This is a genomic window from Sinorhizobium arboris LMG 14919 (genome assembly GCF_000427465.1).
GTDB lineage: Bacteria > Pseudomonadota > Alphaproteobacteria > Rhizobiales > Rhizobiaceae > Sinorhizobium > Sinorhizobium arboris.
Genome location: NZ_ATYB01000008.1, coordinates 348,876 through 375,521, shown reverse-complemented (window position 1 = coordinate 375,521; position 26,646 = coordinate 348,876). Strand labels below are relative to the sequence as shown.

At 61.6% G+C, this 26,646-nt stretch carries 24 protein-coding genes; 10 read left to right on the top strand and 14 right to left on the bottom strand.

The features are described 5' to 3' along the window. Positions 1 to 46 precede the first annotated feature (46 nt). On the top strand, positions 47 to 1,096 hold the full coding sequence (locus SINAR_RS0102455) for a LacI family DNA-binding transcriptional regulator (RefSeq protein ID WP_027997569.1): 1,050 nt from the start codon (positions 47 to 49) through the stop codon (positions 1,094 to 1,096). A 202-nt stretch (positions 1,097 to 1,298) separates the two neighbouring features. Then, a complete protein-coding gene (locus SINAR_RS0102450; protein ID WP_027997568.1) occupies positions 1,299 to 1,598 on the top strand; it encodes a hypothetical protein in 300 nt (99 codons plus the stop codon). Positions 1,599 to 1,701: 103 nt separating this feature from the next. Here the strand turns inward: SINAR_RS0102450 and ampC are convergent, their stop codons facing one another. The 7 genes from ampC to arfA form a co-directional block, all read right to left on the bottom strand. Further along, positions 1,702 to 2,892, bottom strand: a complete 1,191-nt coding sequence (ampC, locus tag SINAR_RS0102445; protein ID WP_027997567.1) for a class C beta-lactamase — start codon at positions 2,890 to 2,892, stop codon at positions 1,702 to 1,704. A gap of 281 nt (positions 2,893 to 3,173) precedes the next feature. Then, entirely contained in the window at positions 3,174 to 4,094 is a 921-nt protein-coding gene (locus SINAR_RS0102440; RefSeq protein ID WP_027997566.1) for an ArsR/SmtB family transcription factor, read from the bottom strand. A 134-nt stretch (positions 4,095 to 4,228) separates the two neighbouring features. After that, positions 4,229 to 5,053 carry a carbohydrate ABC transporter permease gene (locus SINAR_RS0102435; RefSeq protein ID WP_027997565.1) on the bottom strand — a complete coding sequence of 275 codons (825 nt, stop codon included), beginning with the start codon at positions 5,051 to 5,053 and terminating at the stop codon, positions 4,229 to 4,231. Positions 5,054 to 5,056: 3 nt separating this feature from the next. After that, positions 5,057 to 5,932, bottom strand: coding sequence for a carbohydrate ABC transporter permease (locus SINAR_RS0102430; RefSeq protein WP_027997564.1), 876 nt, complete (start codon positions 5,930 to 5,932; stop codon positions 5,057 to 5,059). Positions 5,933 to 6,009: 77 nt separating this feature from the next. Further along, positions 6,010 to 7,278, bottom strand: coding sequence for an ABC transporter substrate-binding protein (locus SINAR_RS0102425; protein ID WP_027997563.1), 1,269 nt, complete (start codon positions 7,276 to 7,278; stop codon positions 6,010 to 6,012). An 87-nt stretch (positions 7,279 to 7,365) separates the two neighbouring features. Then, positions 7,366 to 8,454, bottom strand: a complete 1,089-nt coding sequence (locus tag SINAR_RS0102420; RefSeq protein ID WP_027997562.1) for an ABC transporter ATP-binding protein — start codon at positions 8,452 to 8,454, stop codon at positions 7,366 to 7,368. 61 nt (positions 8,455 to 8,515) lie between these two features. Then, complete coding sequence (gene arfA / locus SINAR_RS0102415) at positions 8,516 to 10,036, bottom strand: arabinosylfuranosidase ArfA (RefSeq protein ID WP_027997561.1); 1,521 nt, start codon at positions 10,034 to 10,036, stop codon at positions 8,516 to 8,518. Between the two features lie 298 nt (positions 10,037 to 10,334). On the opposite strand from arfA, the gene SINAR_RS0102405 reads away from it, so the two are divergent. The 3 genes from SINAR_RS0102405 (at position 10,335) to SINAR_RS0102395 (ending at position 12,575) form a co-directional block, all read left to right on the top strand. After that, on the top strand, positions 10,335 to 11,456 hold the full coding sequence (locus SINAR_RS0102405) for a site-2 protease family protein (protein WP_027997560.1): 1,122 nt from the start codon (positions 10,335 to 10,337) through the stop codon (positions 11,454 to 11,456). Positions 11,457 to 11,565: 109 nt separating this feature from the next. Continuing rightward, positions 11,566 to 12,057, top strand: coding sequence for a hypothetical protein (locus SINAR_RS0102400; protein ID WP_027997559.1), 492 nt, complete (start codon positions 11,566 to 11,568; stop codon positions 12,055 to 12,057). Between the two features lie 74 nt (positions 12,058 to 12,131). Continuing rightward, a complete protein-coding gene (locus tag SINAR_RS0102395) occupies positions 12,132 to 12,575 on the top strand; it encodes a DUF305 domain-containing protein (RefSeq protein WP_027997558.1) in 444 nt (147 codons plus the stop codon). 34 nt (positions 12,576 to 12,609) lie between these two features. On the opposite strand, the gene SINAR_RS0102390 is transcribed toward SINAR_RS0102395, so the two are convergent. Then, positions 12,610 to 13,092: a hypothetical protein gene (locus SINAR_RS0102390; protein ID WP_027997557.1), complete on the bottom strand. Its 483-nt coding sequence runs from the start codon at positions 13,090 to 13,092 to the stop codon at positions 12,610 to 12,612. Positions 13,093 to 13,269: 177 nt separating this feature from the next. Between SINAR_RS0102390 and SINAR_RS0102385 the strand changes: the two genes are divergently transcribed. After that, positions 13,270 to 14,520 carry a S41 family peptidase gene (locus SINAR_RS0102385; RefSeq protein ID WP_027997556.1) on the top strand — a complete coding sequence of 417 codons (1,251 nt, stop codon included), beginning with the start codon at positions 13,270 to 13,272 and terminating at the stop codon, positions 14,518 to 14,520. Positions 14,521 to 14,567: 47 nt separating this feature from the next. Here the strand turns inward: SINAR_RS0102385 and SINAR_RS0102380 are convergent, their stop codons facing one another. Then, positions 14,568 to 15,566: an ABC transporter permease gene (locus tag SINAR_RS0102380; protein ID WP_027997555.1), complete on the bottom strand. Its 999-nt coding sequence runs from the start codon at positions 15,564 to 15,566 to the stop codon at positions 14,568 to 14,570. Positions 15,567 to 15,595: 29 nt separating this feature from the next. Beyond that, on the bottom strand, positions 15,596 to 16,342 hold the full coding sequence (locus SINAR_RS0102375) for an ATP-binding cassette domain-containing protein (RefSeq protein ID WP_167333585.1): 747 nt from the start codon (positions 16,340 to 16,342) through the stop codon (positions 15,596 to 15,598). A gap of 418 nt (positions 16,343 to 16,760) precedes the next feature. Here SINAR_RS0102375 and SINAR_RS0102365 point away from each other — a divergent pair, with 418 nt between their 5' ends. Next, positions 16,761 to 17,750, top strand: a complete 990-nt coding sequence (locus SINAR_RS0102365) for a sugar-binding protein (RefSeq protein ID WP_027997553.1) — start codon at positions 16,761 to 16,763, stop codon at positions 17,748 to 17,750. A 65-nt stretch (positions 17,751 to 17,815) separates the two neighbouring features. Here the strand turns inward: SINAR_RS0102365 and eglC are convergent, their stop codons facing one another. Further along, on the bottom strand, positions 17,816 to 19,213 hold the full coding sequence (eglC, locus tag SINAR_RS0102360; protein ID WP_027997552.1) for an endo-1,3-1,4-beta-glycanase EglC: 1,398 nt from the start codon (positions 19,211 to 19,213) through the stop codon (positions 17,816 to 17,818). Positions 19,214 to 19,391: 178 nt separating this feature from the next. Here eglC and SINAR_RS0102355 point away from each other — a divergent pair, with 178 nt between their 5' ends. Then, on the top strand, positions 19,392 to 22,118 hold the full coding sequence (locus SINAR_RS0102355) for a PAS domain S-box protein (protein ID WP_027997551.1): 2,727 nt from the start codon (positions 19,392 to 19,394) through the stop codon (positions 22,116 to 22,118). Beyond that, a complete protein-coding gene (locus SINAR_RS0102350; protein ID WP_027997550.1) occupies positions 22,115 to 22,480 on the top strand; it encodes a response regulator in 366 nt (121 codons plus the stop codon). Before SINAR_RS0102355 ends, SINAR_RS0102350 begins: the two co-directional genes overlap by 4 nt. A gap of 107 nt (positions 22,481 to 22,587) precedes the next feature. On the opposite strand, the gene SINAR_RS0102345 is transcribed toward SINAR_RS0102350, so the two are convergent. Then, positions 22,588 to 22,839, bottom strand: coding sequence for a helix-turn-helix domain-containing protein (locus tag SINAR_RS0102345; RefSeq protein WP_027997549.1), 252 nt, complete (start codon positions 22,837 to 22,839; stop codon positions 22,588 to 22,590). Positions 22,840 to 23,728: 889 nt separating this feature from the next. On the opposite strand from SINAR_RS0102345, the gene SINAR_RS0102340 reads away from it, so the two are divergent. Next, a complete protein-coding gene (locus SINAR_RS0102340) occupies positions 23,729 to 25,549 on the top strand; it encodes an ABC transporter ATP-binding protein/permease (RefSeq protein WP_027997548.1) in 1,821 nt (606 codons plus the stop codon). 4 nt (positions 25,550 to 25,553) lie between these two features. Here SINAR_RS0102340 and queE read toward each other — a convergent pair whose 3' ends face one another. Beyond that, on the bottom strand, positions 25,554 to 26,291 hold the full coding sequence (queE, locus tag SINAR_RS0102335) for a 7-carboxy-7-deazaguanine synthase QueE (protein WP_027997547.1): 738 nt from the start codon (positions 26,289 to 26,291) through the stop codon (positions 25,554 to 25,556). Then, positions 26,288 to 26,644 carry a 6-carboxytetrahydropterin synthase QueD gene (gene queD, locus SINAR_RS0102330; protein WP_027997546.1) on the bottom strand — a complete coding sequence of 119 codons (357 nt, stop codon included), beginning with the start codon at positions 26,642 to 26,644 and terminating at the stop codon, positions 26,288 to 26,290. The genes queE and queD overlap by 4 nt, the downstream gene beginning before the upstream one ends. Positions 26,645 to 26,646: the final 2 nt, after the last annotated feature.

Sequence of the window (26,646 nt, the reverse complement as noted above, 5' to 3'; positions counted from 1 at the left end):
TCGATGCGAGTGGATCGGCCGGTGGCGAGGAGGGAGAGCGCTTCGCATGAAGGGAATTCGGCGCCTGGCGCAACATCTCGATATTTCGATCGGAACGGTCTCGCGTGCACTGAACGGCCGTCCCGATGTCAATGAGGAGACACGCAGGCGCGTCCTCGAAGCCGCTGAGAGGCTTGGTTATGTGCCCAACCAGTCGGGCCGAAGCCTGAGACAGGGCACCACCAACATCATCGGCTTCATGATGCAGACCGGAACGGAGATCACCGGGCAGGGAGACACGTTCTTCATGAGCGTCTTCGACGGCGTGCAGGCGGTTTTCGCCAGACACAGGCTCGACCTCGTAGCCCTGCTCTGCTCGTCGGAGGAGGATCCGACCGATTACCTGCGCCGTGTCGTCGCGCGGGGTTTTGCCGACGGCCTGATCCTTTCGGCAACCCGGCGGCACGATCCGCGCATAGAGTTTCTGGCCGAACGCAACATTCCCTTCGTCACCCTCGGCCGAAGCCTGACGGATGCCGGCCGCCCCTGGCTTGACCTCGATTTCGAGGGAATGGCGCAAACCGCGGTCGACCGCCTTGTCGCGCGCGGACATCGCCGGATCGCGGTCACCCGCCCGCACGACGATGCCAACCTCGGTTACGTCTTCGTCGACCGCTGCCGCCAAGCGCTTGCCGCGCACGGTCTTGCCTTGGAGGAGGAGTTGATTTTCCGGTCGACTCCGAACGAGACCGGCGGCTATCAGATCGCGCGCGAGCTCCTGGCCCTCAAGGATCGGCCGACGGCAGCCCTGCTCGTCAATGAGACGATTGCCGTCGGTTTCTACCAAGGCCTCTCCGAAGCGGGCGTCAGGCCGGGTCGGGACATTGCGGTGATCGGGCGCTATAGCCCGCATGCGCATTTTCTTTCGCCGCCGCTCACCTGCTTCCGCCTGTCACTGCGCGACCTCGGCATTGCGCTTGCGGAGACGCTCCTTTCGACGATGCCGGCCTTCAAGGACCATTACCCGCAGGCGCTGACAAACGCGGTCTGGCCGATGGAACTCGTCGAAGGGGAAAGCGACGGGCTTCTCGTCAATGGCGACGAAAGTCGCGGCTGACATAAGTCCCGCCGCGTTGGATCATTTTACCGATCCGCAGGTTTGAAGCTTGCTGCATGATTCCTTAAATCGGAGCCGATTGCCGGGCAAACTCATGGAGCACGCAAGCCGCTACGCGGGTTTTTGCGCTTGGACGCACGGCCACCGTAGCGAACCTGCCGGCTGCAGTCCGGATTGGTGACTGCTCCTGAAAGGAGACCCCATGCGCGGATTTTTCTTCCTTCTCGCCGGGCTGTCCACGACGACGGCCTTCGCCCACGACGCTCCCAGTGGTTGGCAATATCCGAGCGCCTGCTGTTCGACGATGGATTGCCGCCAGGTCGCGCAGACCGACATCAGCGAACGACCGCAAGGCTATATCGTCAGAGCCACTGGCGAAGTTCTGCCCTATGCCGACAGCAGGGTCCGCATGTCGCCTGACGGCGAGTACCACTGGTGCTCCGCGGCGGGCAAAGCCTATGGGAAGACGATCTGCCTGTTCGTACCCCCCAGAGCTTATTGAATGAACGACGCGGTGAGGACGGCATTTTTCCTCATCCGCTCCAGAACCGCGCCCCGTTGAGGAGCGCAGCACTCGTTCTTGCGTCCGTTCGGCTCAGACCAGTCTAGCGTGCGCCCGCCGATACGGGCGTGCTCACCAGCGTCGTCAGGATACGGTGCGCGGCCTTCACGCGAGCAGGGATCGGGTAGTTCTTGTTCGCCAGCATCACGATGCCGATGCGCGACGCCGGGACGAAGGCTGCATAGGCGCCGAAGCCGTTGGTCGAGCCGGTCTTGTTGACCCACACGCTTTTCTGCGGCGGCGACGGTGGAACGAGCTTCGTGACCTTGTGCGGCTTGAGGGCCATCTGGCTGGAATTGCCGGCAAGCAGATCGTCGAGCCTCGCCGGATAGGGATACATCTCCCAGCCGAGCCCCTGCGTCATGACGCCGACCTTGAAATATCCGGTGTGGGTTCCGGCGATGGCGCGCCGCAAAGTCTCGTCCAGGCGCGTGCCATCCATGTTCGCCTCGACAAAGCGGATCAAATCGGCGGCGGTGGTCTTCACACCATAGGCCTCCGAGTCGAGAACGCCCGGCGTCACCCGGACCGGCTTGCCGGCTTTCGAATAGCCATAAGCATAGTCGCCCAGCCGGTCCTGCGGAACCGTTATGAAACTGCTCGTCAGGCCGAATGCGGGGAATATCGTCCCTTCCATCAGGTCGGCGAAAGGCTGGCCCATGCTCTTGGCCGCGAGATGGCCGAAGAGGCCGATGCTCGGGTTCGAGTAGAGCCTGTGCGTGCCGGCGGCGTAAGTCGGGCGCCAGCCTTTGTAGTAGTCGATCACGCTCTCCTGATTGGTGACGGAAACGGGAAACTGCAAAGGCAATCCGCCAGCGGTATAGGTCCCCAGATCGAGAAGGCTGATTTCGTCGAAAGGCGTTCCGGCGAGCGCGGGTAGATACTTGCTGGCTGGATCGGACAGGCCCAGCTCCCCACGCGCTTCGGCATAGGATGCGAGCGTCGCGGTGAAGGTCTTGCTGATCGAGCCGATCTCGAACATCGTATCGTTGGTGACCTTCTGCCCGTCCGCCTTCGACGCCAAACCATAATTGAAGATGTACCGCTTTCCATGAACGGTGATCGCGACTGCAATTCCCGGAACGCCGTTCTCCTTCATCAAGGGCCGGATCGTCTCGTCCACTACGCGTGCAAGCTGTTCATCATCGAATCGGTCGGTGGCATGCGCGCCGGCCCCGCAGCAGAGCATGGCAGCAGCAATCATTGCGGTTGTCGTGGCGGAAGTCTTTTTCATAACGGTTGTTTTGACCTCGTTTTCGTGAGTCCAGGAACCCTGCCGAATGCGGGTGCAGCCGTTCATCAGCCCGATTGCATCGATGCGGCGGCATGTGTCGGGCGCTTGCAACCGGAAGAAGCGAACGGACGGAACATGCATATGGGCCCTGTGCGCCTTTCGCAAACGACAAGATCTTGCGTGAGCCATTAGAAGAACTTGGGCATCGCACTGTGTTGACCGCCTCCGGGCCCGGCTTGTCGGGGCCAAGAACGCGCGCCAACTGAGCCTGGCACCGTGATCTAGAAGTAGATCGTCATGACGATGTCCTGGTCGAAATCGCCGAAACCCTTGCCGAAGATATTGAGCCCGCCGGGGTTCTCCGCCTTCTCGTCGATGCCGATGCGAAAACGGATCGAATGGTGATCCGGAATGCCGAGGGAATTAATCGTCTGCGTCGACACCATCGCGCCGTCGATCCAGGTGCCACGGTCGTCGATGGTCCAGGTTTTGAGCTTGCCGTATTGCGACCCGCTGAGTTTCCACCAGGCGGGCGAATACATGCCACGACGGTCGCCGTAATCGCCGGGCGAGGTCCAGTAGCCGGCCTTGATGCCGTTGATCCAGATGGAGATGTCGGATGGCCAGTTGGCGTTGGTAGCCGGCGTCTCGGAGCTCAGTTCGGCGGAGAACTCGATCTTGCGGACCGGCCTCCCCGTGACCTTGGCATTGTTCGGAAACTTGTATTCGACATAGCCGCGCGTGAACCAGAGGAGTGCGGCCTGCATGCGCTGCGGATCGAGAAAAACTTCCTGGACGTCGAGCATGCCTATGACATTGTTCACCGAGCAGAGCCCGCAGGGCGCCTCCACCTCGAATTCGGTGAAAAGGCCGATCGGCATGCTGACGGTGACCACGTCGTCTGAAAGATTGGTGCGGTCATCGAAACGGATGAGGATCTCGCCGTAAATACTGGAACAGATCTTCTGGTTGCCTTTGGTCGCCTTCATCGTGTGCGTCTGGATGAGGCCGGCCCTCTCGAGCGACTTGAGGTTGGTTGCGGTCGTCGATTGCGGCAGGCCCATATGGGACGCGATCTCGTTGACGTTCAGAGGCCCCCTCAGACGCAGAAGGTTGAGGATCTCGATGCGCGTGGCCGAGCCCAATGCCTGCACGACGTCGGCATCCTTGATCGGGTCTACTGTAAGAAGCTTCGTCTCCATACTCTGCCACTGCCGCTCCGGCTCATGCGCTGGGGGTGATCTGCGCTGATAACACGCCACTCCGCCAATTGTCGCATTGTTTCGATTCAGGAATCTCCGATCCGCGGCGGCCGAGACCGCCGAGGATCGCCGGCTTACCCCTTGATCCCGGATGAAAGCATCAGCGCCTGCGTCACCCTCTTCTGGAAGAGCAGATAGGCGAGCGCGACCGGCATTGCCGCGAGAATGGCGACCGCCATGTCGCGCGCATATTTCACGCCGAACGCATCGTCGACCTGCGTGATACCGACCGTCACCGTCATCATGTCCTCCGAATTCGTCACGAGGAACGGCCAGAGAAAGGCGTTCCAGGCCATGATGTAGGTGATGATCGCCAGCGCCGTCGTAATCCCCCAATTGAGCGGAAGGTATAGCCGGAACAGGATTTGGAAGTCGCCGCAGCCGTCGAGCTTCGCCGCCTCGCGCAGCTCCTTCGGAACGGAATCGAAGAACTGCTTATAGACGATCACGACGACCGGGACGATGAGTTGCGGCAGGATGATTCCCCCCCAGCTGTTGATCAGGCCGAAACGGTACATCAGCACGAACTGAGAGACGACTAGGGCCTGGGAGGGAACCATGAAACTCGCGAGAATGATCCCATAAAGGAGCCGACGGCCCGGAAAGACGATCTGCGACAGCGCATAGGCGCACATGACGCTGATCAGGATCACGACCACGGTGACCGTGATCGAGGTGACGAGCGAGTTCACGTACCAGGTTGCCAGGTTGGTCTCGAACAGGGCGAAATAATAGGCCGAGAAGTTGAAGACGTCCGGAATGAAGGTCGTCTTGCTGATGACCTCATGTTCCGGCTTCATCGACGTCACGGCCGCCCAGTAGAGGGGAAAGGCCCACATGCACGCGACGCACAGGGTAAGAAGCAGAAGAAGGATGTTGCCGATGGATTTCCGTTGCATCGCTCAGCGCCCCCTCACGCGCAGAAGCTGGTACTGAAGCACCGATACGGTCACGATGATCAGGAACAGGAAGACCGCCACGGCCGAGCCGAGCCCGCCGTGGTTGAGGCGGAAGGCCTCACGATAAACGAGCTGAAGCAGGACGTAGGTCGAGTTGAAGGGGCCGCCCTCCGTCATCAGGTAGACCTGATCGAAAATCTTGAGCTGGAGGATGAGTTGCAGCGTCAGGACGAGCGCTGTGACCGGCCATATCAAAGGCCATGTAATGCGCTTGAAGCACTGCCAGCGCGTGGCGCCGTCGAGCATTGCCGCCTCGTAATAGTCGGCCGGGATGTTGCGCAAACCCGCAATGAAAAGAAGAAGATTGAAGCCGTTGGTCCACCAGACGGTGACGAGGGCCACCATGGGCATTGCCCATAGCGGGTCGCGGAAGACACTGATGCGCCTGCCGGTGACGAATTCGATGATATGTTGCGCAATGCCGAATTGCTGGTCGAGCACCCACTCCCAGATCTGCGTGACCACCGAGACCGGCAGGATATAGGGCAGGAAGAACAGCACCAGGATGAGACTCTGCAACCAGCCCCTGAGGCGCACGACCATCAGCGCCAGACCGAGACCGATCAGCGTGTTCGGTATGACGGTGAGCACGACGAAGTAACCGGTGTTCCACACCGATGTGAAGAACAGTTTCTGATTGAGCAGCTTCAGATAGTTGTCGAAGCCGACCCACTCGCCTTCGCCGACCAGCGGCGCGTTGGTAAAGCTCAAGGCGAACATCTTGTAGACGGGATAGGCGAAGACCGTCAGATACGTGATCACGAATGGCGTGATCATCAGAACCGCGGTCAGCGTCTTGCTCCGTCTCTCGCTCGTCATCACCGAAACAATCCTCCCCATTGCAGAAATGTGCGGACCCGGCCGGCGCGGCGGCCGGCCGGGTCGTTCGTCACGCGTTACATCTGGCTCTTCAGTTCTTCACGCATCTGCTCGATGGCATCCGCGGGGTCGAGCTGGCCATTCAGGGCCGGGACGATGAAGTTCTGCGTCGCCTCGTATATCGGTCCGGCAACGCCTGCCAGCGGCGAGACGGGATCGAAGACCGCAGTGTCGGCGAGCTTGACATAGGTCGAATTCGGCTGCATGCCCTTGAATTCGGCGCTCTCGGTAACCGGCTTATAGGCCGGAATGTGTCCGGCGCCGGCCCAGGAGATGCTGTGTTCGTTCAACCAGGCAATGATCTGGAGAACGGCCTTCAACTTCTCTGGCGAGATCGGCCTTTCTTCGCTGTTCGGAACGGCAAAGGCGTGAGAATCCGCCCAGGTCGCAGGCTGCCCCATCAGAACCGGGATCTGGATTGCACCCCATTCGAAGCCGAGATTGTTGTTCTTCTCGAGGTCGACCATAGTCGGCACTTCCCACACGCCGTTGATGTGCATGGCGGCCTTGCCGGAGGTGAAGAGAGCGATCGAAGCCTCATAGGATATGAGCTCCGGCGAATAGCCCGACGATACCCAGTTCGCCATCGTCGAAAGCGCTTTGACGCCGGCCTCGCCCGGCAGGATCTCGTCGCCTTCGATGAACTTGGCGCCCTGCTGCGAAAGAAGCGTGTAGAATACGCGCCACATCGAGCCGCCTTCGTCCGTGTGCAGCGAAAGCGGATATTGGACCTTGCCGCTCGCCTTGATCTTCTCGAGCGCGCCGTTGAAGTTGTCCAGACCGTCCAGGCCCTTCGGCAGTCCGTCGTCTCCGAGCAGGCCCGCCTCCCTCAGAACGTTCTTGTTGTAGTAGAGCACAACCGAGTGCACGTCGAAGGGAACGCCATAGACCTTGCCGTCTGCAGAAGCCGAATTCCAGCTCGCTTCGACATAGTTCTCCTTCTTGATGCCGGCTGCCTCGAGTTCTTCCGGTGCCAGCGGCCGCAGAACGCCCGAGGGAATAGCGAGCGGGAAGCGCGACAGATGATAGGTCATGATATCGGGCTGCTGGCCGACTGCGGCCGCCGTCTGGACCTTGCTGTAGAAGGGCACGCCCCATTCGAGCGTGGTCGCGTTGATGCGGATGTCCGGGTGCGTGTCGTTGAATTCCTTGATGAGCGCTTTCATGCGGACGCCGTCGCCGCCGCCCAGGAAGTCCCACCAGGTAATGTCCGTCTGTGCATGGGCAACTGCCGAAGGCAGGATCGCCAGCGCACCCGCAAGGGCAAGTCTCAGTAGCTTCTTCACGTCTCTCTCCTCCTGTTTTGAAGTTCAAGTCCAAAGGCTTGCGCGGCATCGCTCCTCGTCCGGACGTCCTCCCATCCGGACCGGCCGTCAACGGAGCCGCGCGCCGCTCCCGTCAAAAGCGAACATCTCCTCGGGTGCCAAGGTCAGGCGGACCGCCTGCTTGGGCTGCGGCCGTTCATCGCCGCGGCACTCGATCGTCATTTCTTCACCCCCCGCCGTGAGGGCATGCAGATATCCGGTCCCGCCGAGTTCCTCGATGAACTCCGCCGTCACGTCCAACCCGACGCCTCCTTCCCGTTGGCCAAGCGTGATGTGCTCCGGCCTGACTCCGACGAAAATCTCTTCGCCCGCAGCCAGAGCCGCCCGTGCCGGGATTTCGAACGGAATTCCGGGGGCGTCGTGGAACTCGATCGTGAGCCTGGCGCCGCTGCCGGGGACGACCCGGGCCTTCAGGAAATTCATCCCCGGCGAGCCGATGAAGCCGGCGACGAACATGTTGTCCGGATCGCGATAGAGCTCGAGAGGCGCCCCTGTTTGCTGAACCACGCCCGCCTTCAGCACCACGATCCGGTCGGCCAACGTCATCGCTTCCACCTGGTCGTGGGTGACGTAGACCATGGTCGCTCCGATCTGGCGGTGCAGGCGGGCGATCTCCATGCGCATCTTGACCCGCAATTCGGCATCGAGATTCGAAAGCGGCTCGTCGAAAAGGAAGACCCGAGGCTCACGCACGATCGCGCGCCCGATCGCCACACGCTGGCGCTGGCCACCGGAAAGCTGGCTCGGCTTATGGTTCAGGTAGTCCGAGAGGCGAAGGATTTCCGCTGCTGACTTGACCTTCTGTTCGATCTCCGCCTTGGGCCGCCGGGCAATGGAGAGGCTGAACGCCATATTGTCGAAGACGGAGAGATGCGGATAAAGGGCATAGGACTGGAAGACCATCGCGACGCCGCGCTTGGAGGGCTCCCTGTGGGTGACGTCCTCGGCATCGATCCTGATTTCGCCGCCGGTCGTTTCCTCGAGCCCTGCGATCATGCGCAACAGCGTCGACTTCCCGCAGCCAGACGGTCCGACGAAGACAGCGAACTCGCCCTGCCCTATTTCGATATCGACATCATGGATCACCTTCACGGCGCCGAATGACTTGCTGACGCCGGTCAATTTGATTCCGGACATTGAACCTCCCCGATCGTGAATTCAGGCCCGGGCGTCACCCGGCCGCCCGGGCCCGAACGGTTTATGCAGAAGCGACGGACAAAAGAATGAAGTGGTAAGAGCGCGGCGGCAGCGAACCGACCAGCGTCCCCGTGTCATCGATGGCGAGTTCCTTGCCCGCCTTGGGAACGATGCGGTTCTGATCCTCTACCGAGTTGCGCGCCTTCAGGTCGTCGCTCGAGAGCATCTGGTGCTCGACGATCTTCGCCCCCTTGAAGCCCTGCAGGTCGACGGCAAGGCCGAGCGGCTCGTCCAGGCCGCGGTTGATCGCGAAGACGGCGATCGACTTGCCGTCTTCATGCAGCACCGCCGACAGATCGAGGTAGGGCACGTCCTGCGCCACCTCGCAATCATAGGTGGGCCCGGACTGCACGACGGTGAGTGCCGTGCCGCGCCCGTATTTGGAGGCATATTGCAGCGGATAGTAGATCGACTGACGCCAGGCGGGACCGCCGGCCTTGGTGAGGATCGGCGCGATGACATTGACGAGCTGGGCCATGCAGGCGATCTTGACCCGGTCCGATCTCCGGATGAAGACGTTCAGCAGAGAGCCGACAAAGATCGCGTCCTCGAGATTGTAGTGTTCTTCGAGCAGCGGCGGGGCTTCCGGCCAATCCCAACTGGCGATCCGCTCGCCGTCCTCCTTGCGGTCGTGATACCAGACATTCCACTCGTCGAAGCAGATCTTGACGTCGCGCTTCGACCGCTTCTTCGCCTTGATGTAGTCGATCACGCCGCCGATCGTGACGATGTAGCGATCCAGCTCGATCGCCTTGGCATAATAGTTGAGGGTGTCCTGCTCCTCGTTGCCGAAATATTTATGCAGCGAGATGTAGTCGACGCTGTCATAGCTGGCGTCGAGAACCGTCGCCTCCCATTCCGGATAGGTCTTCATCTTGTCGTTCGAGGAGCCGCAGACGACGGTCTCCAGGGTCTTGTCGAAATATTTGAAAGCCTTGCTCACCTCGTTGGCGAGTTGGCCGTATTCGGCCGCGCTCTTATGGCCGACCTGCCAAGGTCCGTCCATCTCGTTGCCGAGGCACCAGATGCGCACATTGTGCGGCTCCTTGTAGCCATGCTTGGCGCGCAGATCGCTCCAATAGGTGCCGCCGGGGTGGTTGCAGTATTCGAGGAAATTGCGCGCATCGTCGAGGCCGCGCGAACCGAGATTCATCGCCAGCATCATCTCGGTGCCGGCGAGTTTTGCCCAATCGGCAAATTCATTGACGCCGACCTGATTGGTCTCGCGCGTGCGCCAGGCGAGATCGAGGCGTACCGGACGCTCTTCGCGCGGCCCGATACCGTCCTCCCAGCGATAGGCTGAAACGAAGTTGCCGCCGGGATAGCGGACGATCGGCATATCGAGGCCGCGGACCATATCCAAAACGTCGGTTCGAAAGCCGTCCTTATCCGCCTTTTCGTGCCCCGGCTCGTAGATCCCCGTATAGACGGCGCGGCCCATGTGCTCCAGGAACGAGCCGTAGACCCGCTTGTCAACGGACGAGATGGTATATTCCCGGTTGAGGGTGGCTTTCGCTCGCATCGTGTTTCCTCGTTTATTGAAGTCGATTTTGGATGAAGCTAGATTGTATGATTTTTTATTTCAAGAGTTTTGTTTTATATCAAAGTTTCAGATACGGTGTGCCTTCGGCCCGATGTCGATGCAGCCCATAACGGCGGCGTTCTGAAGCGCAGGACGCCTGCCGGGGACCGGCGGAACGTTCCTCCGGCTCACCGATTAGGCAGCAAAATGGCGCCGGCGATTGTGCGCAGATGCCGCCGCTGTCATGATGAACGGCGCATCCCTGGCGCGCATCAGAACCGGACGGAGCAAATCGCCCATGGCCTGGTCCTTCAGCATCGGAACGATCGCCGGCACGGCAATCCGCGTGCATGTGACCTTCGCGCTGCTTTTGATCTGGATATGGCTGATGCACTACCGAATCGGCGGGACTCAGGCCGCCATGGAAGGTATCGCCTTCATCGTCGCCGTCTTCGCCTGCGTCGTGCTCCACGAGTTCGGCCACATCGCCGCGGCACGCCGTTTCGGAATCAAGACGCCGGACATCACACTGCTGCCGATCGGCGGCGTCGCCCGGCTCGAACGCATGCCGGAAGAGCCCGGCCAGGAATTCGTGATCGCCATCGCCGGCCCACTGGTCAATGTGGCCATTGCCGCGGTGCTCATCGCCATTCTCGGCGGTTCGGCGGGCATGGAGCAGATCGCCGGCGTCGAAGATCCACAACGCGGCTTCCTGGCAAGGCTCGCCGGCGTCAACGTCTTCCTCGTGCTCTTCAATATGATTCCCGCTTTTCCGATGGACGGCGGCCGTGTGTTGCGGGCCGCGCTCGCCTCGCGGCTCACCTGGTCGCGCGCGACCCAGATTGCAGCGACCATCGGACAGGGGCTCGCCTTCGTCTTCGGCTTCGTCGGCCTGTTCTACAATCCGCTGCTGATCTTCATCGCCATCTTCGTCTATCTGGCCGCGACAGCCGAAGCGCAGAACGCCCAGATCCGCGAGATCTCCGGGAGCGTGATGATCTCGGATGTGATGATTACCGAGTTCGCGAGCCTCGAACGCTCGGCCACGATCGACGACGCCATCGACACACTGCTTGCCACCACACAGCGTGAATTCCCTGTGGTAGATATCTCGGGCCACTTCGAGGGCCTTTTGACGCGCGACGACATGATCCGTACCCTCAAGGAGAAAGGACCGGCGACATCGGTGGTCGCCGCGATGCGCCACAACGTACCGACGATCCACCACCGCAAGCGCCTGGAGGAAAGCCTCCGGCTCATGCAGGAGTCCCATTCGCCGGCGGTCGCTGTCGTTGACGGTTCGAATCGCCTCGTCGGATTGATGACGCATGAAACGATCGGCGAGATGATGATGGTGCGTGCGGCCGCTCCCGCCCGCTTCCGGTTCGGCCACCTGCGACAGACCGGCAGCCGAGGTTGATCCGAACGCGGGAACCGAATCGGCGTTATGGAGTTCGGTCCACAACCCTACGGCGCCGCGCGTTGTCGTAGGGGCGCAACGTCGGTACCTGCAGCAGTCGGATCGGTTCATGCTCGTGACGGTAGAAGTTCTCACGATTGTCCTGGCCGCGATCGCAACGGCCTTGGCCCTTGCTCACGCTCTCGAATTGCCCGGTAAGTTGCGATTGCCGAAAGAACAATATCTTGCGGTGCAGGCAATCTATTATCCGGGTTTCACAATCGGAGGCGCAGCAGAGCCGGCGGCTCTGCTTCTGACCGCCGCTCTCCTCATCCTCATCCCGATCGGGACGGCAGCTTTCTGGCTGACCGCAACCGCATTCGTCGGCCTGCTGGCCATGCATGCGGCATACTGGATCCTGACACACCCCGTGAACAACTTCTGGCTCAAGGATACGCAGCTGGGAGGAACAAGTACGCGCTTTTTTGCTCTCGGCAAGTCTGCCGCTCCTGAAAACGGGGACTGGACCGCCCTGCGGGATCGCTGGGAGCGATCCCATGTCGTGCGGGCCGCCCTCGGCCTCGTGAGCCTCGTTCTCCTTGCCACGGCGATAGCTCTCTGAGCGGGGGCCTCGGGCCCGATAGAGCAGTCACTCCCGCGTACGCTCGGCTCGAACGAAACAATCAGGGAGAGACCATGTCCTCGCACTACGGCAGATACGCCCTCAATCTCCTGATCAGTCTCGTGATCATGTATCTCGTGATGTTCACGATGATCAATGGTCCCGACGACTTCTACAACAACCTCAATATGTTCTACATGGCCATAATGATGGTCGCGCCCATGGGTATGCTGATGCTGCTCATGATGGGCTCGATGTATTCGAACACAAAGTTGAACGTCGGACTTCATATCGCATTTGCGATCCTATTTCTTGTCGCCTTTGCATTCATGCGGATGCAGGTCCTCATCGGCGACGAGCAGTTTCTGCGTTCGATGATTCCGCACCATTCAGGCGCCATACTGATGTGCCGGGAAGCGTCACTTACCGACCGAGAGATCGCCTCGCTGTGCGACCGCATCATCCAATCGCAAAGGCAGGAGATCTCCGAGATGAATAGAATTCTATCGCGCTACTGAAGCCCTTTGCGGCATCGACACTAAGAGCACTGCGCTATGTGCCACCACCGAGGCGCGGTGCCAGCAGGGCGATCGAAATCGACCCGAGGCCGAGGGCCTTCAACGCCGCGACGGCCATGTGGCCCGTCTCCCATCTGAGGCGTACCGCTTCGAAGTCCGGCGGTATCGGACCCGGTTTCCAGGTGGCCAGGATCGCGTTCGCCGGCGCGACGAGCGCGAACCATGCCGCCAGCCCCGCGGCGAACAGAACTGCGCCGGCGAGCGCGAACCAGAAAGCCGGTCTCTCATTGGCGAGCAGATAGGAAAGAAGACACGCCGCCAGTATCGTGGTCACGTCAAGCGGTGCGCCGACCTTCGCGAACAGCGCGAACTGCCCGTTGAAGACGGTTGCCTCCCGCCAGAGTTCCGGCGTCCAGACGAACAGCCGGGGCGGTGCCTCCAGAACATGGGCAAAGGAGGGACCGAGGCTGAGGGCGGCGAGCATCAGCGATACCAGGCCTGTAAGATAGAGAGACATTACCTCGCCTTTACGCATGTCATCGGCAGCCTGACTACAACTTTTGGCGGTGGGCAAGTGTTCCAGGAAAAGCAGAGACCATTCCGCTCTCGCCGTTGTCACGGAATGTTGTTGGTCCCAGACGCATTGCAGCCGCGGTTTTTCCGATATGATCCGCCGAAGAACGGAGATCGGCCCATGCCTGCGAAGATGCCCTGCGCCCTGTTTGCCGGGGTCCTGTTCCTTCTCCTGCCCGCCCAGGGCTTCGGCCTCGACCTGCCGCGCTCGGGTCATCCGATATTCGATCGCGTCGTCACGCTTGTGGCGGACAACTTTCATGATCCCTCCGCACTCGGCGGGTTCGATGCGGCGGTGCGGCGGGAACTCGAGGGTGGCGATCGGCTGAACGCGAAGAGCACGACGCCCCAGGTCGATGCTGCGGTCGAGAGAATCCTCGCGAGCCTTGACGCGTCGCACACGGCACGCTTCAAGCAGGATTCGATCGCCTATTACGAACTTGCAGACATATTCCGTTTCGCGATCCGCAAGGATATGAAGCGGCTGTTCCCGCCGGATGGCCGGGCCAGCTATCCCGGCATCGGCATGGTCACCCGGACGGAAAACGGTCTGCTCTTCGTGAGCGACGTCTATGACGGCTCGCCTGCGGACAAGGCCGGCATCCGCGTCGGCGACGAGGTTCTTTCGGTCGATGGCGCGCCATATCGCGAAATCGAGTCGTTCCGCGAAAGGATCGGGAAAACGGTGGACATCAACCTGCGCCGTCGCGCGGGTACCGCACCCTTCACGGCCACAGTCTCGGTCGAGCGGCTGCGGCCGTTGTCCACCTTTGAAAAGGCGATCGAAAACAGCGTGGATGTCAGCGAGAGCGAGGGGCGGCGCATCGGTTATCTGCGCCTTTGGACGCTGTCCAGTCCCGACGGTCTCGATATCGCGGCTCGGGAACTTGCCACAGGCAGCCTCAAGGACGCAGACGGTATCGTCGTAGATCTGCGCGGCCGCTGGGGCGGCGGTCCGCCCGACGCGGCGGAACTTTTCGTCGGCGACACGCCGAATTTCAGACTGGTCCCGCGCAGCGGCAAGGACATGCTCGCCAATGTACGCTGGCGCCGCCCGGTCGTGGCCATCATCGACGAGGGATCGAGAAGCGGCCTCGAACTCTTCGCCTATGCGCTGAAGGCCAACGGAATTCCGCTCGTCGGGACGCGCACGGCCGGCGCGCTTCTCGCCGGCCGCGCCTATCTCCTGCCGGACGACAGCCTTCTGGAGCTCGCGGTTTCCGATGCGGTGATCGATGACGGGGTGCGACTGGAGGGACGCGGGGTCGAGCCGGACGTCACGGTGCCGTTTCCCCTGCCCTATGCCGACGGACGCGACCCGCAGCGGGATGCCGCCATGGAAGAGATGCGGCGCATCCTCGTCAAAGGCTGAGCCGGCCGTCTTTGATCCGGACCGCGTCGCGCCTGTCCTTCCCTCAGTTATTCGCTTTGCCTGAAATTCCGGATCCGGTCGAAAAGCACTGCAAGCACGATAGCGCCGCCGATGAAGGTGCCTTGCCAGAAGGCGTTGATACCGAGCAGGCCGAGGCTGTTGCGGATCACCTCGATCAGTGCGGCTCCGATCAAAGCGCCGGAAGCCGTGCCGGCCCCGCCCGCAAGATTGGCGCCGCCGATCACGGCAGCGGCGATGACCTGAAGTTCCATTCCGGCGCCGATATTGGTGGTCACCGCGCCGAGCCAGCCGGTCTGGACGATCCCGGCGATCCCGGCCGCGAGCGCCGAGATCATGTATACGGCAACCTTGATCCTTCTTACCGGAACGCCGGTGAGCGTCGCCGCATGCTCGTTGCCGCCGATGGCGAAGACGTAGCGGCCGAACCTCGTCCAGCGCAATACGAAGCCGGTGAGGAGCGCCAGGACGATCATGTACAGTACCGGATTGGCGATTCCGAAGAACCAGGCGCCGCCGCCAAGCGCCAGCAGCGTGTCGTGGTCCGGCCCGAACTCGAAGACGACGGTATTATTGGACGCGACCATCGCCAGACTGCGCGCGATCGAGAGCATGCCGAGCGTGATCACGAAAGGCGGAAATCCGAGATAGGCGATCATGACGCCGTTGAATGCACCGGCCACCAGCGCCGTGCCGATCGAAGCGGCGATGCCCACTTCGATGCCGTAGCCGGCATGCATGACGACGGCCAGCACCATGCTGCACAAGCAGAGGACCGACCCCACCGACAGATCGATGCCGCCGGTGATGATGACCAGGGTCATGCCGAGCGCAATGATGGCGACGAAGGTGAAATTGCGGGTGATGTTGTACAGGTTTTTGGCCGTTGCGAAGGAGTCGGTGGTGGCCGACAGGAAGACGCAGGCGAGAATGACGGCGACCAGGACCCAGAATGCCTGGCTGGCCAAAAGGAAAGAGACCCATCCCCGGTCCCTCTGTCCGACTGCCCGATCGAGGGTAATTGCCATGGTCGACCTTCGCTTTCTCTCCGAATGGTTCACACCTGTTCGATGGCGCCGGTGATCAGCCCCGTCACCTCTTCCGGCGAGCTCGCCGCGATCGGCTTGTCGGCAACCTTCCTGCCCCGCCGCATCACGATGACCCGGTCGGCGACGGTAAAGACGTCCGGCATGCGATGGCTGATCAGCACGACGGCAATGCCGCGATCGCGCAGTTCGCGGATCAGGTTCAGCACCTCGGCTACCTGCCGCACAGAAATCGCCGCCGTCGGCTCGTCCATGAGCACGATCTTGGCCTCTGAAAGCATCGTACGCGCGATTGCGACCGCCTGCCGCTGACCGCCCGACATCTGCCTGACGAAGTCGCGCGGCGGCGTCTCCGACTTCAACTCCTTGAAGATCTCGCCGGCGCGGCGGTACATGGCCCTGTAGTCGAGTATACGAAACGGTCCGATACCGCGTCTGATCTCCCGTCCGAGGAAGACGTTCGCCGCGGCCGTGAGATTGTCGCAGAGCGCCAGGTCCTGATAGACGATTTCGATGCCGTGCTGCCGCGCCTCCAAGGGGCGATGCAGGACGAGTTCGGCGTCATCGAGCCGGATCGTGCCATGGCTCGGCCGAAAGTTGCCGGCAATCATCTTGACCAGAGTCGATTTGCCGGCTCCGTTGTCGCCCATTAGCCCGACCACCTCGCCACGGTGGAGCGAGAGTGACACGTCGCTGACCGCTTGAATGGCGCCGAAATGTTTGGAAATGTTGACGAGTTCGAGAACTGCCACAGCGATCTAGCCTCCCGAAGCAGCGGGCTGCTTCCCTCGATCGCTCACCCGCCCTCGCGCTCTCCCGGCAAGACGACCGTTCCCATTTACGCAAATGCGCGGAAATGCGTCAATCAATTGTCTTACAAATTGCTCCGTACATACGCCGAAACTCATATAGTCATACAAATTGTCGTTGACGCGCCGTTCGCGCGGATATTAGCTAATATCGGGAGGAGAGCATGCTGATCCTTGCCCCCGGGGGCAACGGGCAGGATCAGGCGGCACCTCATCGCGGCGCTGCTTGATGATCCGCGCGCGACCCGGCCGCTCTTCAATGCCTCGACGGATCGACGGCCGGCTGCCCGAAGCCGCCGCCTGCCCGAAGTTCTCATGATCTAAGGCGCGGGCACACGCGTGTCCGCTTGTTTCAAGGGAGGAAGGAATGAGGAAGGCACTTTTGCTTGCCGTTGCCGCTCTGGCACTCAGCGCCGGAACGGTCATGGCCCAGAAGAAACAGCTCGTTATCGTGGTGAAGGGGTTGGACAATCCATTCTTCGAAGCAATCAACCAGGGTTGCCAGAAGTGGAACAAGGAGAATGCGGACTCCGAATACGAATGCTTCTACACCGGTCCGGCCTCGACTTCCGACGAGGCAGGCGAGGCGCAGATCGTCCAGGACATGCTGGGCAAGGCCGAAACCGCCGCGATCGCCATCTCGCCCTCCAATGCGAAGCTCATCGCCCAAACGCTGAAGACCGCCAATCCGTCGGTTCCGGTCATGACCGTGGATGCGGACCTCGCAGCCGAGGATTCTGCTCTGCGTCAAACCTATCTCGGGACCGACAACTACCTGATGGGTTTTCGCATCGGCGAATACATCAAGAAGGCCAAGCCCGATGGCGGCAAGATCTGCACCATCGAAGGCAATCCCGGCGCCGACAACATTCTACGCCGCGCTCAAGGCATGCGGGACGCTCTGACCGGTCAGAAGGATCTGGCGGAGCTCAAGGGCGAAGGCGGCTGGACCGAAGTGGCAGGTTGCCCGGTCTTCACGAATGACGACGGCGCCAGGGGCGTGCAGGCGATGACCGACATCCTCGCCGCCAATCCCGATCTCGATGCTTTCGGGATCATGGGCGGATGGCCGCTGTTCGGCGCGCCACAACCCTATCGCGACCTCTTCAGGCCGATGGCCGACAAAATCGCCAAGGACGAATTCGTCATCGGCGCTGCCGATACGATCGGCGAGGAGGTCGCCATCGCCAGGGAGGGATTGGTCACCGCTCTGGTCGGGCAGCGGCCATTCGAAATGGGCTACAAGGCCCCGCAGGTCATGCTGGACCTGATCGCCGGCAAACCGGTCGAGGACCCGGTCTTCACCGGCCTTGACGAGTGCACCAAGGAGACCGCGGATACCTGCATCCAGAAATAGCCGGTCAAGGGCCGGGAGCGTGCCGCGCGCGGCGCCGCAGGCTGCCGGCCCTTGAACTCCGTGGTTCAGATCTGCCAGTCCGCGTCGAGCGAATAGGCCTTGATGTAGTCGATCTTCATTTCGGACCCGTCGGCGAGCCCGTCACTTGGTGTGCCGGCGATGCCGCCGACGGCCAGGTTGACGAGCATGTACATGGGGTCGTGCATGTCGGAGGGTGTATCGGCGCGCGCGATCGCTGCATCGTCGAAATACCAGACGATCTCCTCTTCCGTCCAAAGCACCCCATATGTGTGAAAGCCGCTCGCATCGGCAACTTTCACTGCGTTTTCGACACTGGTCCTCGAGCCGGTCTCGTTGGAATGCACCGTAGTGATCACGGTGTTCGAATCCTGTCCGCGCATCTCCACGACATCGAGCTCCGGCGGCCAGGAACCGTCGGCGGGAAGCAGCCAGAAGGCCGGCCAGACGCCCTGGTCGTCCGGCATGTCCGCACGTATTTCGAAGTAGCCGTAGGTCTGGGCGAAGGACGAGTAGGTCGTCAGCATCCCCGACGTGTAATCATAGCCGTTGATTTCGGCCTGTAACGCCTCCGACGCCGGAGCTGCCGTGATCGTCAGCACGCCGTTGTTGACGGAAAAGGGATTGGCGGCGGCGGTCGGCTCGTAACTCGGATTGATATACCATTGCTGTTCGCCGTTGCTGGAGAGCGTCGCTCCCTTTTCCGGAGCCCACCAGTATTTGGCGTCCCAGATGCCGCTCGTGCCGTTCCGGAGCTGGAGCGTATTGAACTCGTCCGAGAAAGTCTGAGACAGGACGGAGCGGTCCAGACTTAGCCTGAACTGCTGGGCCTGCAGCTCGTCGGCCGTGGTGTTGGCGAATACCAGGCTTTCGCCGTCGGCTAGATGAAGCCTGAGATCGGCACCCTCCTGAGCCAAGTTGGACCGAACTTGCTGGAACGACGTGAAGCCGTAGCCGTCGAGGCGTACGATGTCATCGTCGTTGAAATCGATGATCAGGTCGCTCCCATTGCCCCGCGCAAAGACGAAGGTGTCGGCGCCGCCAGCGCCGATCAGGACGTCGTTGCCGCCGCGGCCGTCGAGCGTTTGCGTACCCGAGCCGCCCGTTATGATGTTGTCGCTATCGTTGCCGAATGCAAATCGGCCGTTTCCGGTGACCGTGAGGTTCTCGAAATTTTCCGGCAGCGTGTAGCTCATCCACGTACTTATCGTGTCCACGCCCTCGCCGGCCGCCTCGAAGGCCCGGTTGATCGACGAATAAAGATAATAGATGTCGTCGCCGGTGCCGCCGATCATGGTGACGTTCACGGAGCCGTCGCCCCACATGGAATCGTTGCCGGCGGTGCCATGGAGCGCGGGGCCCGACCCGGTGGCGGAAAACCAAGCCGTCGAACTCCCGCTGTAGTAAAGCGGCTTTCCAACGGCGTTCATTACGGATCTGCTCATCTAAATTTCTCCAGTTTGATGGTCGGTTTCCTCCGCTCACCCCGGCGCTGCGCGCCTCCTCAGGCCCAATCTAGACGGGGCTGTCGTTTTGATAACCCCCAAGAGTTGGGGGGCTGGTCGGGGAACAAAGCAGCGGTGGTTGCGTTCTTGGAGGTTGGCGGGCGGCTGCGGAGGGAACATGCACGGCGCAGAAATTCTACCCAAAACGACGATTGACGATGTCACGTCTCCGGACGCGCCCGACTATCGGGCCGTGCTCGACGCCATCGCGGTGCCCGTTTACGCAACCGACGCCAAGGGGATCGTCACCTATTGTAATGCTGCGGCTGCAGCCGTTGCGGGACGCAAGCCGGAGCTCGGCAAGGATCGTTGGTGCATCAGCTGGCAGCTGAGACGGCCGGACGGCACGCTGCTTCCGCACGATCAGTGCCCGATGGCGCGCGCATTAAAGGAAGGAAGGCCTGTCAGGGGGGAGGAAGTGGTGGCGTTTCGCCCGGACGGCGGCTCGGTCCCGCTTCTCCCTTATCCGACGCCGCTCTTCGACGAAGCGGGCGCATTGACCGGCGCCGTCAATGTCCTCGTGGACCTAAGCGGAACAAAGGACATGGAGCGGAGTTCCCGCTATCTCGCCGCGATCGTCGAATCTTCGGACGATGCCATCGTCGCGAAGGACCTCGACGGCATCATCACCAGCTGGAACCGCGGCGCGGAACGGCTATTCGGCTATTCGGCCGATGAGGCTGTCGGCAGGTCGATCACCATTCTCATACCGCCGGACCGCCTGAGCGAGGAACCCGGCATCCTCGAGCGCATCCGCAAAGGCGAAAAGGTCGATCACTTCGAGACGAAACGCCGGCGCAAGGACGGAACTCTGGTGGACATTTCGCTCACCGTGTCGCCCGTCAGAGACGGCACGGGCCGCATCATCGGCGCCTCCAAGGTCGCGCGGGACATCACCGAGACCAAACGCGCTGCAGCGGCATTGGCGGTGCGTTTTCGCGAGCAAGCGGCGCTGTATGACCTCACCGAAAGATTGCAGCGGGCGAAACAGATCGAAGATGTCTACGAGGCGGCGCTGGACGCCATCCAGGACGCCTTGAATTGCGATCGCGCCTCCATTCTGCTGTTCGACGCCTCCAAGACCATGCGTTTCGTGGCTTCGCGCGGTCTTTCAGAGGATTATCGGCGAGCTGTCGACGGGCACTCCCCCTGGGCTTTTGGAGCGAACGAACCCGAGCCGATCCTTCTCGATAATGTCGACGACGCTGACATCTCCCGAGAACTGAAGGAGATCATTGCCGGCGAAGGTATAGGCTCCCTCGGCTTCTTTCCGCTCGTAGCGGAAGGAAAGCTGATCGGCAAGTTCATGACCTACTACGACCGGCCACACCGCCTGGCGGAAACCGAAATCGGCGTGGGGCATACCATCGCGCGGCAACTCGGATCCAGCATCCAGCGCATGAGGGCCGAATATGCGCGGCGCCAGGCGGAGGAGCAGTTGCGCCGCAACGAGGCAAACGAAAGGGCGCGCGCGGCCGAGTTGGCTGCGATCATGGAGGCGGTACCCGCTTTGATCTGGATTGCACGCACGCCTGATTGCCGCGTCATAACCGGCAACAAGAGTTCCTATGAGATTCTACGGCTGCCACAGGACAGCAACCTGTCGTTGTCGGCGCCTGCCGGCGAGCACCCCACGAACTTCCGCGTTTTCTCCGAGGGCCGCGCACTGTCGCCGGAGGAGCTGCCCGTACAAAGGGCCGCTCGCGGTGAAGAAGTGCGGAATTTCGAGGAGGAAGTGCGCTTCGACGACGGAAGCTCCCGCTACATCTTCGGGAACGCCACACCGCTGCGCGATGTCATGGGCGAAGTCATCGGCGCGGTCGCCGCGTCGGTCGACATAACCGAACGGAAACAGACCGAGGAGGCCCTTCAGGAAAGCGAGCGGCGCCTGCAGCTTGCGCTCGATGCCGGGCATATGGGCGCCTGGGAGTGGAATCTCGATACCGGTGAGGTGATCTGGTCGCCCGGGCTCGAAGCGCTTCACCGGCTGGAGCCGAATACATTTGGTGGAACTCTGGCGGATTTCAAGCGCGGCGTTCACCCGGAAGACCTCCCGTTGATCGAGAGCGCCATGGCGAAAGCGGTCGAGACGCACGGAGACTACCACGTCGTCTATCGAGCCCGGCTGGCCGACGGAGCGGTCCGTTGGATGGAGGCCTTCGCACAATTTTCTCCACGCCACGGCACGAAGCTGAGGCGATTGACCGGCGTCTGCATGGACATCACCGAACGCAGGGAGGCCGAAGTGCAGCGCAATCTCCTCGTAGCCGAGCTCAGTCACCGCGTGAAGAACACGCTGGCAATCGTCGGTTCGATCGCGCGCCAGACCTTCTCGACCAACCCGGACGCAAACGCGGCGTACCGTTCCTTCAATGCACGCATCAGGGCGCTCGCACAGACGCATACGCGCCTGGCGGAGGCAAGCTGGTCCGGGGTTTCCCTGGACACCGTGCTGTTCGACGAACTGGCGCCCTATCATGACGACAGCAGGGCGAACGTGACCTTGGCGGGGCCGCCGGCGATGTTGCCGCCCAAACATGCGCTCACGCTCGGCATGGCGGCGCACGAACTCGCAACCAACGCCGCAAAGCATGGGGCACTCTCCGGAAAGAGCGGCAAGGTCGATATCGAATGGATGATAGATGCGGCAAGCGGACGGCTTCGCATTTTCTGGAAGGAAACGGGCGGACCGGCCGTTGTCGAGCCCAAGCACAATGGCTTCGGTCGTTTGCTGCTGGAGCGGGTCCTCGCCTCGGATCTTGGTGGTGAAGTGCATCTCGAGTTCGCGCCGCAGGGGCTGGTATGCACGATTGACGTGCCCTATCCGCGCGGAGCTCGGGAATGAACCACGGCGACCGGTGCCGGGTGCTCGTCGTCGAGGACGAGTTTCTTGTCGCACTGCAGATTGAAGCTGATCTCGTCGCTGCCGGCTACTCGGTGATCGGCCCGTTCACGAGCCTCGCTCAGTCGATCTCCGCCGCCCGCGAGCATCCCTTCGACATTGCGACCCTCGATCTCAATCTTCGCGGCGAGTTCGCCTATCCGCTTGTCGACGAACTCATCGATCGTAAGGTGCCTGTCCTGCTATTGACCGGCTATACGGCATTCGACTTACCCGAACGCTTTCGCGCCCTGCCTCGTCTGTCAAAACCCTTTGACGGAATGCAGCTGATCCAGAAGATCAACGGACTTTATCCAGTCTCGTGACGGATCGGCCGGCGTTTAAGCCGGCCGATCCGGGATCATGAACGGGTGTCGATGTCGACCGGCTGGGCGGAATGTGCCGGAACCGCGCACCCTCTCTGCCGCCGATCTCACATTTCCGTCGGCAGAAAATGGGAAAGCGGCACCTGCAGAGCGCCCGCGACGCGCTTGAGCTTTGCCGGACTGAAGTCCGTGCCATTTTCGATGTCGTTGATTTCGACGACGGCGAGGCCACAGGTGACCGCGAGATCCTCGATGCTATAGCCGACCGCTTCGCGCGCGGCCTTGACGCGAGCGGCGATGTCGCCGTGCGGCATCGGAGCGGCTTCCTTGTCGCCAATATTGGAGGGTGAAATAGACATAAATGTCTCCTTCTCTTGGCATGAAAATTCTTACGAATTTTGCTGTTGAGTACGGGTCGACACGCGTCACTACATGGCCTTGAACACGGTTCAAGGGCAACACGCAGCAGATAAAAGTGCTACAGCGACCTTTGCGCTGGGACGCGCGGCGCTGCAGGACGGCGGTAACGTTTTATGTCATAGCTGTAACATGGACAAGCCGAAATCGCACTTGGGCGCGGCCGGCCGACCGCCGAGATGACGGTTTCAGCACCGCAGGTTGCGATACCGCGATTCGACGATCAGGCCGAGAATCGTGATCAACATCCACTGGCGGCGAGCCGAGGACCGGCCAAGATAACGGTTAGGCCCAGAAGATCACAAAAGTTTACTGGAAGGCTGGGGCGGACCCGCCAAGTACTTCCCCATGCGGTGGCTGTAAAAAAATCTCGAATACATTCAAAGGGTCGCTGGTCATGGCGGCATGTTCATCGATCCCGTTCCGGGCGGCGGACGGGACCGCGGCTGCTCGGAACGGGCCAGAATCCGGTTTTCAGCCGCCGCCGTTGTCCATACATTGAGCGCATGGGGACTTCTAATTTAGCTGCATCACAGATTTTAAACGGCATATTTACTTCGTACCGACTGCTGCTCGGCACTGATTTGGGGCTTGGCGACGGCAGTGCCGGACTTTCCGGACCTCCATCGGGTGGATTGCCGCCGCCGATCATGAAACTTGGCGCTGCAATATGGCGCGCGCCGTGGCCGGCCAATTGTTTAAGCCGCAACGCCCACCGCAGTCAAAAAGTCCCGGATCTGTCAGTTCGCGCTTCGTGCGGGTCAATTGGCCCCGTGTATCGACCGTCGGATTAGGTTGGGCCGCGATGCGCGCCGAGGGAAGGAATTGGAGATGACGAAACAAATCGGCAACGAAACGGGGGCTCGAACGCTCACCGCGCCACCGGAAAGCGCCGGCATCTGGCAGCAGTTCGAGATGATGCGGCACGCCTTCGTCGACTCGCCGGTTCTGAGGCCGATCCTGTGGCTGACGGCCGGCAGTTTCACCATAATTGTCGTCACCGCCATTGGGCAGATCATTCTCAACCGCTGGTACAGACCCTTCTTCGACGCGATCGAGCGGCGCGACCTCAACAGTTTCTTCTACCAACTCATGCTTTTCGTCGTCCTCGCCGGCGTCCTGCTGGTGTTCAACGTCGCCCAGCAGTGGCTCAACCAGATGGTGCGGCTGAAGCTGCGCGAAGGATTGACATTGGACCTGATCGGCGAATGGATGCGGCCTCGGCGCGCCTTTCGACTGGCCAGTGCCGGCACGATCGGTGTAAATCCGGATCAGCGCATGCAGGAGGATGCCGGCCACCTCGCCGATCTCACGACCAGCCTTGGCTTCGGACTTGTGCAGTCGTCGATCCTGCTTATTTCATTCGTCGGCGTCCTCTGGTCTCTTTCAGCCGGCTTTGCCTTCCAGATCGGCGAACGATCGCTGGAAATTCCGGGCTATATGGTGTGGGCCGCGATCCTCTACGCTGGCTCTGCGTCGTGGCTGAGCTGGCTCGTCGGACGCCGGCTGATCGGCTTGAACGGCGAACGCTATGCCCGCGAGGCCGATCTACGCTTCTCGATGATGCATGCCAACGAGCATATCGACGGTATCTCGCTTGCGGGCGGCGAGGCCGGGGAGCGCCGGCGCCTGCAACTCGACCTCTCCTCCGTGCTCGGCGCCACGCGCAACATATTCCGAGCCGAAATCAATCTTGCCTGGGTTCAGGACGGCTACGGTTGGCTCACGGTCGTCGCACCCATTCTCGTCGCGGCGCCGGTATATTTCGCAGGGAACATCAGCTTCGGCGGCCTTATGATGGCGGTTGGGGCGTTCAATCAGGTGCACTCGTCTCTGAAATGGTTCGTCGCCAATGTCAGCGCGATCACGGATTGGCGGGCAACACTCCTTCGCGTTGCCGCCTTCCGCCGCGCGCTCATTACGGCAGACACCCTGCATGGCGAAGAAAAGCGCATCGAATTCGTCGAAAACGACCGCGCCACCATGACGTTCGACAATCTGGAGGTAACGTCTCCCTCGGGGCGGACCAGGCTCGCCGAGTGCCATATCGAGATCGCCCCCGGCCAGAGGGTCAATATCGTCGGCGACCCACGCGCCGGGAAGACGCTGCTCTTCCGGGCACTCGCCGGGCTCTGGCCCTGGGGAAGCGGCCGCGTGGGAATGCCGGCCGGCGAAGCCGTGGCCTTCATTCCCCGCGCGCCTTATTTCCCCCGCGGCCGCCTGCGCGACGCCCTTGCCTACCCGCACGCCGACAGCTTCCCGGATGAAGTGCTCGTGACCGCGCTTTCGAAGGTCGGACTCGACCATCTAACGACGTCGCTGGATCGCGAGGCGCGCTGGGAACGGGAGCTCGGCGACGACGACCAGCGCCTGCTGGCTTTCGCTCGGCTCATCGTGCAGAAGCCCCGCTGGGTGGTCATCGACGAAGCGCTCGAGACCATGGACGGCGATGCCTTGAAACGGGTGCTTTCGATCTTCGAGGCCGACCTGCGGGAATCGGCGGTCATCAAGATCGGCCGCACGCAGCGAAACGGTGTGCTGTTCTCCCGGGTGATTCACCTTGTCAAGGATGCCGAAGCTCCGGCCCTGAAGCCGGTACGCCTCGGCGGAGGCATTTCCGAGTTGGAAGTGGCGGCACGCAGTGCGCCTTGAGATCTCACACGCCCCGCCTGTTGCCCCAGATGAGAACATGGAGTTGCGGCAGGACCCGCGCCTCGAACCATCTGTCGGCGACGACCCTGTCCACCAACCAGCGCATCCGTTCCATCACGCCGTCGATATCGAGCGGTGCGTCGTGGTCATCGGGCGGCGGCGGCATGTGGTTGCCGGGTTGCAGATAGACGGGCAGATGGGGATGGCGCGCAGCGGCCGCCCTTGCATAGGCATAGTCGGCCTCGTCGAAGACCACGAACTTCAGTACCGTCTGCGGCTTGCCTGCAGCCATTCCGAGGCAGGCGTCGAAGGCCTCCCAATCGGTGTCCATCCGGCTCGAGGGCGGTTTCGGACTGAGCACCAGCACGTCGAGAGCGGCGAACCAGTCGCGGGCGACCGAACCCTGCGTTTCCAGGGCGAAACGATAGCCCTGCTCATGGCCGCGGCCGATCAGGTCGCCGAACGGCTGGATGGCCGGGTTACCGCCCGAAAGAGAAACCATCACCGCCTCGCCGCGGGACAGCCGGACAATTTCCTGCCAGACCTCCTCCGTCGACATCGCCTGCCATTCATTGCGGTAGCGGCTCTCGACCGCGTGCAGGCTATCGCACCATGAACAGCGGTAGTCGCAGCCCCCGCTGCGGACGAATACCGTCGGAAGGCCGATCAGCACACCCTCGCCCTGGATCGTCGGTCCGAAGATTTCGCTGACGCGAATCTCGTTGGATCGGGCGTGGATCATGGCCGGTATTCCGCCCAGGTCTTCGCCGTCTCACTGACGCGGACGGCTGTCGTCTCGGGCAGCCGGGCCTTGCACCACTCGTAAAAATGCTGTGCCAGGCATTCCGCCGTCACCCGATCATGCCCGAGCACGTCGTTCAAATGGCGATGGTCGAATGACTCGTCGATATAATGCTTCAGCGGCGCAAGCTCGTGATAGTCGCGCACGAACCCATGCTCGTTCAGCGTCTGGCCGGAAAGCTCGACCTCGACGATGTAGTTGTGCCCATGCAGGCGCGCGCATTGATGCTCGGGCGGCAGGCTCTTCAACTGATGCGACGCGGAGAAATGGAATTCCTTGGTGATGCGGAACATCA